The sequence below is a fragment of the Pedococcus sp. P1_H8 genome (assembly GCF_056405175.1).
In genome coordinates this window covers 284,706-293,800 of the sequence record NZ_JBFUCP010000002.1, presented here as the reverse complement: position 1 = coordinate 293,800, position 9,095 = coordinate 284,706, and the positions used below count along the sequence as shown (strand labels likewise).

The window sequence follows — 9,095 nt, the reverse complement described above, 5'->3', positions numbered from 1 at the left end:
ATCAGGCCAGCTCCTCCGACCGGGCCGGGGCCGGCGACCGCGAGCGGACACGTCGCACCAAGGCACGAAAGCCAGTCACACCGGGGGTCACACCCGCAGCCGCCAACCCACAGCCCATCACCATCAGGCTGCAAAGGCGATCCTCACAGTCACACCGCCCTTGGCCTCGACGCTCTGGGCCGCCACCACCATCACGTCCCGCAGGACGGTTCGAGGGCGTCCGGAGGCAGTGCACCCGGTGGCGGGGGACTGCGAGCTGGTCAGGGTGACGGTGCCGTCGGACGAAACCGTGACGGTGCCCGAGTCGCGAGGGCTCCTGGCCAGGTTGCCCCGGTCGTCCAGCGCGTAGGTGGCTCGGCTGGCGTCGATCGCGAGGAGCATGCCGGTACCGGGCATGATCCACACTCCACCCACCTGCGCGTCGCGACGGACGGGTGTGGCACCGGCCATCGAGAACATCGGGATCTCAGTCCCCCCGGGGCTCGCCGGGGACAGCCGCACCAGGGACACAGGGGGTGCGGTGTTCCCACAGAACTCCAGGACGTCTCCCGTGAGCTGCCTGCCCTCGCGGTACCCCGTCAGGCGGAAGGAGAAGTCGCACCCCGAGGCGTCACGCACCCCGAGCTTGTTTCCCTTGAGGGTGTAGTGGAAGGGGGTCTCGAGGGTGTCCGCGTTGTTGCTGTACCCGCCGGTCCCGTCCGCGTAGAAGGTCCAGAGCCCGAGTCCGGTCCAGACGCCGACCAGGTCCTCGGGCGAGATGACCGACGGGGTTGCGGCTGGCACGGGAGGTGGTCGGCGGTCAGTGCCGCCCTCGGCCCCCATCCAGTATGCGGACGCCCCGCCCAGCAGGAGGACTGCCGCGGCGCAGGCCGCCGCCAGGCGCTGCCCGCGCCGACGCCGCGACGCGCTGGCCGATCGATCCGTGAACTGTTCCCTCGGCTGCCATGGCGAGGCATGACCCCGGCCCACGTCCCACCCGCACCCCGGTGTCCTGGGAGTCCGCCCCGTTCCGGTGTCCTGTGGAACGCGTGGGGTCCCAGATCGTCCGCTGTGACAACCTCTCGGGCGCCGGCGTGCCAGCCCCGCTGGGGATTCCGCAGCAGCACTGAGAACCGCCTGTTCGCGGGGGACCGAGACCTTGCCCGCAGGTGAGTCCCCGGGGCAGGTCAGTCCTCCGGTAGGTCAGTCCTCGGGCAGGTAGCCCAGGTTGGGCGAGAGCCAGCGCTCTGCCTCGGCGAGGGTCCAGCCCTTGCGCTTGGCGTAGTCCTCGATCTGGTCGCGGCCGAGGCGACCCACGACGAAGTACTGCGACTGCGGGTGCGAGAAGTACCAGCCGGACACCGACGCCCCCGGCCACATCGCCATCGACTCGGTGAGTTCCATGCCGGTGTTCTCCTCGACCTGGAGCAGGTCCCAGAGGAGCGCCTTCTCGGTGTGGTCCGGGCAGGCCGGGTAGCCGGGCGCCGGCCGGATGCCGACGTACTTCTCGGCGATCAGGTCGGGGTTCTTGAGGTGTTCATCCGGTGCGTAGCCCCAGAAGTCGTGACGGACGCGCTCGTGCATCCGTTCGGCGAAGGCCTCCGCCAGGCGGTCGGCCAGGGCCTCGAGCAGGATCGCGCTGTAGTCGTCCATGGCGGCCTTGAACTCGTTGACCTTGTCGTGGGAACCGAGTCCGGCCGTGACTGCGAACGCCCCGACGTGGTCGGACAGGCCGGTGTCGCGCGGCGCGACGAAGTCGGACATGGCGCGGTTGGGGATGCCCTCGCGGTGCTGCCCCTGCTGGCGCAACGCGTGCAGCGTCGTGGCCACGGTCTCGCGGGACTCGTCGGTGTAGACCTCGATGTCGTCACCCACGGAGTTGGCGGGGAACAAGCCGATCACGCCACTGGCGGTCAACCACTTCTGCTCGATGATGTCATCGAGCATCCGCTGCGCGTCCTGGTAGAGCTTGGTCGCGGCCTCACCGGTCGAGGGGTTGTTGAGGATGTCGGGGAAGCGGCCCTTCATCTCCCAGGCGAGGAAGAACGGCTGCCAGTCGATGTAGTCGCGCAGCTCGGCGATGGGGTAGTCGCGGAAGGTCCGCACGAACTGGGTGGCGGTGCGGCTGCGAGTGCCGGACTGGCGGCGCAGCAGCTCCTTCTCCTGGGCCGCTACGAGGTGCGGCACGGTCGGTCGGTAGCTGCTCCAGTCGATCGGAGTGGCCTGCGCGCGGGCCTTCTCGATCGACACGAGCGGCCGCTCGGTCGTCTTGGCCGCGTGCCGGGCGCGAAGCGAGTCGAAGTCCGCCTTCACCTCGGCCATCAGCTTGGGCCGGAGCTCGTCGGACAGCAGCTGGGCGACGACCGGCACCGACCGCGAGGCGTCCTTCACCCAGACGACGGGTCCGTGGTACTTCTGGTCGACCTTGACGGCGGTGTGCGCCCGCGATGTGGTGGCGCCGCCTATGAGCAGCGGCAGGTCGAAGCCCTGGCGCTCCATCTCCGTGGCGAAGTTGACCATCTCGTCGAGGCTCGGGGTGATCAGCCCGGACAGCCCGATGACGTCGGCCTTCTCGGCCTTGGCTGCGTCGAGGATCTTCTGCGCCGGGACCATGACGCCGAGGTCGACGACGTCGTAGTTGTTGCACTGCAGGACCACTCCGACGATGTTCTTGCCGATGTCGTGGACGTCGCCCTTGACGGTGGCCATGATGACCTTGCCCTTGGCCTTGTTCTCGGCCACCTCGGCCTCGGTCTTCTCGGCCTCGATGAACGGGATGAGATAGGCCACGGCCTTCTTCATGACCCGGGCCGACTTCACGACCTGCGGCAGAAACATCTTGCCGGCGCCGAACAGGTCGCCGACGACGTTCATGCCGTCCATGAGCGGTCCCTCGATGACCTCGATGGGACGACCGCCGCGGGCAGAGATCTCCTGCCGCAGCTCCTCGGTGTCGGTCTCGGCATGCTCGTCGAGACCCTTGACCAAGGCGTAGGTGATGCGTTCGCCGACGGGCAGCGAGCGCCATTCCTCAGCGATGGCCTCTTGCTTGGTGTCGCCCGTGTTGAACCGGTCGGCGATCTCGAGGAGGCGCTCGGTGGAGTCGGGGCGTCGGTTGAGGATGACGTCCTCGATCCGGTCGCGCAGCTCGGGGTCCACCTGGTCGTAGACGACGAGGGCGCCCGCGTTGACGATTCCCATGTCCATGCCCGCCTGGATGGCGTGGTAGAGGAACACGGCGTGGATCGCCTCGCGGACCGCATTGTTGCCGCGGAACGAGAAGGACACGTTGGAGACGCCACCGGAGATCAGCGCACCCGGCAGGTTCTCCTTGATCCAGCGGGTCGCGTCGATGAAGTCGGTGCCGTAGGCCGCGTGCTCCTCGATGCCCGTCGCCACGGCGAAGATGTTGGGGTCGAAGATGATGTCCTCGGCCGGGAACCCGACCTCCTGCGTGAGGATGTCGTAGGCCCGCTGGCAGATCTCCTTGCGCCGCTGCAGCGAGTCCGCCTGGCCGTCCTCGTCGAAGGCCATCACCACGATCGCCGCGCCGTACTTGCGGCAGAGGCGGGCGTGGTGGATGAAGGGCTCCACGCCCTCCTTCATCGAGATCGAGTTGACGATCGACTTGCCCTGCACGCACTTGAGCCCGGCCTCGATGACGTCCCACTTGGAGGAGTCGATCATCAGCGGCACCCGCGAGATGTCGGGTTCGGTCGCGACCAGCTTGACGAAACGGTCCATCGCGGCGATGCCGTCGATCATCCCCTCGTCCATGTTGATGTCGATGACCTGGGCGCCGGACTCGACCTGCTGCCGCGCGACGTTGAGCGCCGTGCCGTAGTCCTCGGCCTGGATCAGCTTGCGGAAGCGCGCCGACCCCGTGATGTTGGTGCGCTCCCCGACGTTGACGAACAACGACTCCTCGGTGACCGTCAGCGGCTCGAGCCCGGACAGGCGCAACGCCGGAGCGATCTCGTTCGGCACGCGGGGCGACCGGTCACTGGCCGCCTTCGCGATGGCGGCGATGTGGTCGGGAGTCGTGCCACAGCAGCCACCCAGCAGGTTGACCAACCCGGACTGCGCGAACTCACCGACCACCGACGCCATCGCCTCAGGCGTCTCGTCGTACTCGCCGAAGGCGTTGGGCAGCCCGGCGTTGGGGTAGCACGACACGAAGGTGTCGGCGACGCGGGACAGCTCCGCGGCATACGGACGCATCTCGGCGGCGCCGAGGGCGCAGTTGAGCCCGACGGCCAGCGGGCGGGCGTGTCGCACGGAGTTCCAGAAGGCCTCCGTGACCTGACCCGAGAGGGTGCGCCCCGACGCGTCGGTGATGGTGCCCGAGATGATCACCGGCCAGCGGCGCTCGTGCTCCTCGAACAGCGTCTCGAGCGCGAAGATCGCGGCCTTGGCGTTCAGCGTGTCGAAGATCGTCTCGACGATCAGCAGGTCGCTGCCCCCGTCGACCAGACCGCGCGCCTGTTCGAGGTAGGCCTCGACCAGCTGGTCGAAGGTGACGTTGCGCTTGCCCGGGTCGTTGACGTCGGGGGAGATGGACGCGGTGCGGTTCGTCGGACCCAGCGCCCCGAGCACCCACCGCGGCTGGTCCGGCGTCTTGGCAGTCATCTCGTCGCACGCCTCGCGCGCGAGGCGCGCGGCGGCGAGGTTGATCTCGTAGCCGAGGTCCTGCATGCCGTAGTCGGCGAGGGAGATCCGCTGCGCGTTGAAGGTGTTGGTCTCGATGAGGTCCGCACCGGCTTCGAGGTATGCCGTGTGGATGCCGCGGATGATCTCCGGCTGGGTCAGGCTCAGCAGGTCGTTGTTGCCCTTGAGGTCGCTGTCCCAGTCGGCGAATCGCTCACCGCGGTAGTCGGCTTCGCCGAGCCCCTCGCGCTGGATCATCGTCCCCATCGCGCCGTCCATGACGAGGATGCGCTCGGTGAGCGCGGTCGTCAGCTCGTCGGTGGCATCGGGCCGAAGTGTGGGGGAGTCAGGCACCGCATAAGTATGGCCCAGTGTCGGAATCGACGTCGGGGCCGGTCACGTAGGGTCAGCCCATGACGACCAGGGCTCCCGAGATGGAACCGGAGGAGTCCGGCCACGGCGTGCGGATCGCGCGGATCGGTGGCGTGCCCGTCTACCTCACCCCGAGCTGGTTCGTCATCGCGGCGGTGATCGTCGCGATCGTGGCCACGCCCTACTTTCCCGACCGGGTGGGGCTCGGTGTCGCCCTCGGGGTGATGCAGGCGCTCCTGCTCCTGGTCAGCGTCCTGGTGCACGAGGCCGCCCACGCGGTCAGCGCCCGGGCCTTCGGCATGCCGGTGATCCGCATCGTCGCGAACCTCTGGGGCGGGCACACCTCCTTCGAGGCAACGCGCAGCGCACCTGGGCGGATGGCCGCCATCGCGGCGGCCGGGCCGAGCGCGAACGCGGTCCTCGCGGTGGCCGCGTGGCTGCTCCTGCTGAATACGTCGGGGGAGCGCACCAGTGCCCTGCTGAGTGGGCTGATCATCATCAACGGCTCCCTCGCGGTGCTCAACTTCCTCCCCGGGATGCCGCTCGACGGCGGTCAGGTCGTGGAGAGCCTGGTCTGGAAGGCCACCGGCGACCGCAACAAGGGCGCGGTCTTCGCCGGCTGGTCAGGGCGCGTCCTGACCGTCCTGCTGGTGCTGGGGTTCTTCGTCCGGCCCCTGGCCGAGGGCCAGTCGATCGGCTTCGAAACCATCTGGGTGCTGGTCATCGGGTCGGTTCTGTGGAGGGGCGCCAGCGAGTCCATCCGGCGCGGGCGCGCCCTCTCGACCCTCTCCCGCGTGCGCGTCGGGGCGGTGATGCAGCCGCTGACCGTGTTGCCTGGATCCGCGACCGTCCAGGCCGCGATCGACCTGCCCACCGTCGTGGTCACGCTCGACGAGCGGGGCGTCCCCTGTCTGGTCTTCCTGGACACCGGGCACGAGCTGGTCCCGTCAGCACCCCTGATCTCGTCGGTCACCCGGCTGCCCGACGAGAACCTCGTCGAGGCGTCTCCCGATGACGACGTGACTGCTGTCGTCAATGCCATGCACGCCACAGGGATCGGCAGCGTGGTCCTCACGGCCGCCGGGAACGCCTACGGCTATGTCAACGGTGCTGACATCAACAAGGCTCTGCGCCACAACTAGACTCGCGGCCCATGAGCACCGCCCAAGACTCGCCTGCCGCAGCGCCCTCGGTCCCCGCCCCGTCGGCCCCGTCTGCCCCGTCGGCCCCGGKCGGGGCCGACCTGCGGCGCGGACCGTTCAGCGAGGGGGAGCGGGTCCAGCTGACCGACCCGAAGGGCCGGTTGCACACCATCACCCTCGAACCCGGTCGCGAGTTCCACACCCACCGCGGGCGGCTTGCCCACGACGACCTCATCGGCGCGCCGGACGGGTCCGTCGTGCGCAACACCGCCGGGGTCGAGTACCTCGCTCTGAGGCCACTGCTGTCCGACTACGTCATGTCGATGCCCCGCGGGGCTGCCGTCGTCTACCCCAAGGACGCCGGCCAGATCGTGACGATGGCCGACATCTTCCCGGGGGCGCGGGTCGTCGAGGCCGGTGTGGGCTCCGGTGCCCTGTCGATGTCGCTGCTCCGGGCAGTGGGCGAGCTCGGTCACGTGCACTCGTTCGAGCGACGTGAGGACTTCGCCGACATCGCCAAGGGCAATGCCCGGGCGTTCTTCGGGCTCGACCACCCCGCCTGGCAGGTCACGGTCGGCGACCTCGTCGCGACCTTGCCGTCCGTCGAGGAACCCGGATCCGTCGACCGCGTCGTCCTGGACATGCTGGCCCCGTGGGAGTGCCTCGAGGTGGTCGCCCAGGCGCTCGCGCCCGGGGGTGTGCTCATCTGCTACGTCGCCACCGCCACCCAGTTGTCCCGGGTCGCCGAGGCGCTGCGTGACCATGGCGGGTACACCGAACCCGAGGCGTGGGAGTCCCTGGTTCGAGGCTGGCACCTCGAGGGTCTCGCCGTGCGCCCCCAGCACCGCATGCACGGCCACACCGGCTTCCTCATCACCAGCCGACGCCTCGCGCCCGGGGTCACACCGCCGCTGCGCAAGCGCCGACCGGCCAAGGGCTCGACGGACGAGGAGGGGGCGCTCGAGAGCGGCCTCGCCTTCGGCGCCGAGAGCGACTTCACCCCCGAGGACGTCGGTGAGCGCGTCCCATCAGACAAGAAGATCCGGCGCCTTCGCCGTTCTGTGACTCAAACCTCCCCGACACCCGAGTAGTTCGGGGTTAGGTTTGGGTCATCGGCCGCGTCAGGCGCTGGCAGGGCACGGTCGGTACCGCTCGATCGCCACTGCGTTGTCTTGAGGGAGCCGCCATGACCGATCACAGCACCCCCGCAGACCACTCCGAGGAGCGCCGTCAGGCGGAGCTGCTCGCCGAGGAGGTCGCCGCCCTCCGCCAGCGCCTCTCCGACGCGCCCGTGCGGTCCCGCGAGCTCGAGACCAAGGTGCTGCAGCTGCAGTCCAACCTCGCCACCGTGTCCTCGCAGAACGAACGGCTCGTCCGCACGCTCAAGGAGGCGCGCGAGCAGATCGTCACCCTCAAGTCCGAGGTGGACCGGTTGGCCCAGCCGCCCGCGGCCTACGGCGTGATCCTCGAGTCCTATGACGACGCCACGGTGGACATCCTCACGGGCGGCCGCAAGATGCACGTCGCCGTGAGCCCGGCGGTCGACCCGGCCGAGCTGTCCAGCGGACGCGAGGTCCGGCTCAACGAGGCGATGAACGTCGTCGCCACGTGCGGCTATGAGCGCATCGGCGAGGTCGTCATGATCAAGGAGCTGCTCGGTGAGGGCCGGGTGCTCGTGGTGGCCCACGCCGACGAGGAGCGGGTCTGCCGGATGGCGGACTCCCTCGAGGGCGAGCCGATCCGGGTCGGCGACGCCCTGATGCTGGAGCCGCGCTCGGGCTTCGTCTACGAGCGGATCCCCAAGGCCGAGGTCTCCGAGCTCGTCCTCGAAGAGGTCCCCGACATCGCCTACGAGGACATCGGTGGCCTGGCCGGCCAGATCGAGGCCATCCGCGACGCGGTCGAGCTGCCCTACCTGCACCCCGACCTGTTCACCGAGCACAAGCTCAAGCCGCCCAAGGGTGTCCTCCTCTACGGCCCCCCTGGGTGTGGCAAGACGCTGATCGCCAAGGCCGTCGCCGCGTCGCTGGCCCGGAAGGTCGCCGAGAAGGAGGGCAAGCCGATCGGCAAGTCGTTCTTCCTCAACATCAAGGGACCCGAGCTGCTCAACAAGTACGTCGGGGAGACCGAGCGGCACATCCGGCTGATCTTCCAACGGGCTCGGGAGAAGGCTTCCGACGGCACGCCGGTGGTGGTGTTCTTCGACGAGATGGACAGCCTGTTCCGCACCCGCGGGTCCGGCGTCTCCTCTGACGTCGAGACCACGATCGTGCCGCAGCTGCTGTCCGAGATCGACGGGGTCGAGCGACTCGAGAACGTCATCGTGATCGGCGCGTCCAACCGCGAGGACATGATCGACCCAGCCATCCTTCGCCCGGGCCGACTCGACGTGAAGATCAAGATCGAGCGCCCCGACGCCGAGAGCGCCCGCGACATCTTCACCAAGTACCTCGTCGCCGACCTGCCGCTGCACGAGCACGACCTGGCCGAGCACGGCGGGTCACCGCAGGCCACCGTCGACGCCATGATCACCGCGGCGGTCGAGCGGATGTACTCCGAGATCGAGGAGAACCGCTTCCTCGAGGTGACCTACGCCAACGGTGACAAGGAGGTCCTCTACTTCAAGGACTTCAACTCCGGGGCGATGATCCAGAACATCGTCGACCGGGCCAAGAAGATGGCCATCAAGGACTTCCTCACCGTCGGAGCCAAGGGCATCCGCGTCGAACACCTGCTGGCCAGCTGCGTGGACGAGTTCAAGGAGAACGAGGACCTGCCCAACACGACGAACCCGGACGACTGGGCCCGCATCTCGGGCAAGAAGGGCGAACGGATCGTCTACATCCGCACGCTGGTCACCGGCAAGAGCGGCACCGAGCCAGGTCGCTCGATCGACAACGTGGCCAACACCGGCCAGTACCTCTGAGGTGGCGGTGGCCGACCGCGTGACCTGGG

5 protein-coding genes are annotated in these 9,095 nt (G+C 68.7%); 3 read left to right on the top strand and 2 right to left on the bottom strand.

The genetic code is table 11. The features are described 5' to 3' along the window. Window positions 1-123: 123 nt before the first annotated feature. Together AC1DYG_RS03405 and metH are read right to left on the bottom strand one after the other, a co-directional pair. Entirely contained in the window at window positions 124-783 is a 660-nt protein-coding gene (locus AC1DYG_RS03405; RefSeq protein WP_477638491.1) for a hypothetical protein, read from the bottom strand. 399 nt (window positions 784-1,182) lie between these two features. After that, the gene (metH, locus tag AC1DYG_RS03400) at window positions 1,183-4,980 is read right to left on the bottom strand and encodes a methionine synthase (protein WP_477638490.1); all 3,798 of its coding nucleotides are present in this window, start codon (window positions 4,978-4,980) and stop codon (window positions 1,183-1,185) included. Window positions 4,981-5,039: 59 nt separating this feature from the next. Here metH and AC1DYG_RS03395 point away from each other — a divergent pair, with 59 nt between their 5' ends. From AC1DYG_RS03395 to arc, 3 genes are all read left to right on the top strand, one after another. Beyond that, window positions 5,040-6,140: a site-2 protease family protein gene (locus AC1DYG_RS03395; RefSeq protein WP_477638489.1), complete on the top strand. Its 1,101-nt coding sequence runs from the start codon at window positions 5,040-5,042 to the stop codon at window positions 6,138-6,140. Between the two features lie 11 nt (window positions 6,141-6,151). Beyond that, window positions 6,152-7,231, top strand: a complete 1,080-nt coding sequence (locus tag AC1DYG_RS03390) for a tRNA (adenine-N1)-methyltransferase (protein WP_477638488.1) — start codon at window positions 6,152-6,154, stop codon at window positions 7,229-7,231. Between the two features lie 95 nt (window positions 7,232-7,326). Continuing rightward, window positions 7,327-9,066, top strand: coding sequence for a proteasome ATPase (gene arc, locus AC1DYG_RS03385; RefSeq protein ID WP_477638487.1), 1,740 nt, complete (start codon window positions 7,327-7,329; stop codon window positions 9,064-9,066). Window positions 9,067-9,095: the final 29 nt, after the last annotated feature.

Excerpts from the sequence above, each read along its gene's own strand:
- AC1DYG_RS03395 (WP_477638489.1), top strand. The coding sequence starts at position 5,040 with ATGACGACCAGGGCTCCCGAGATGGAACCGGAGGAGTCCGGCCACGGC.
- arc (WP_477638487.1), top strand. The coding sequence starts at position 7,327 with ATGACCGATCACAGCACCCCCGCAGACCACTCCGAGGAGCGCCGTCAG.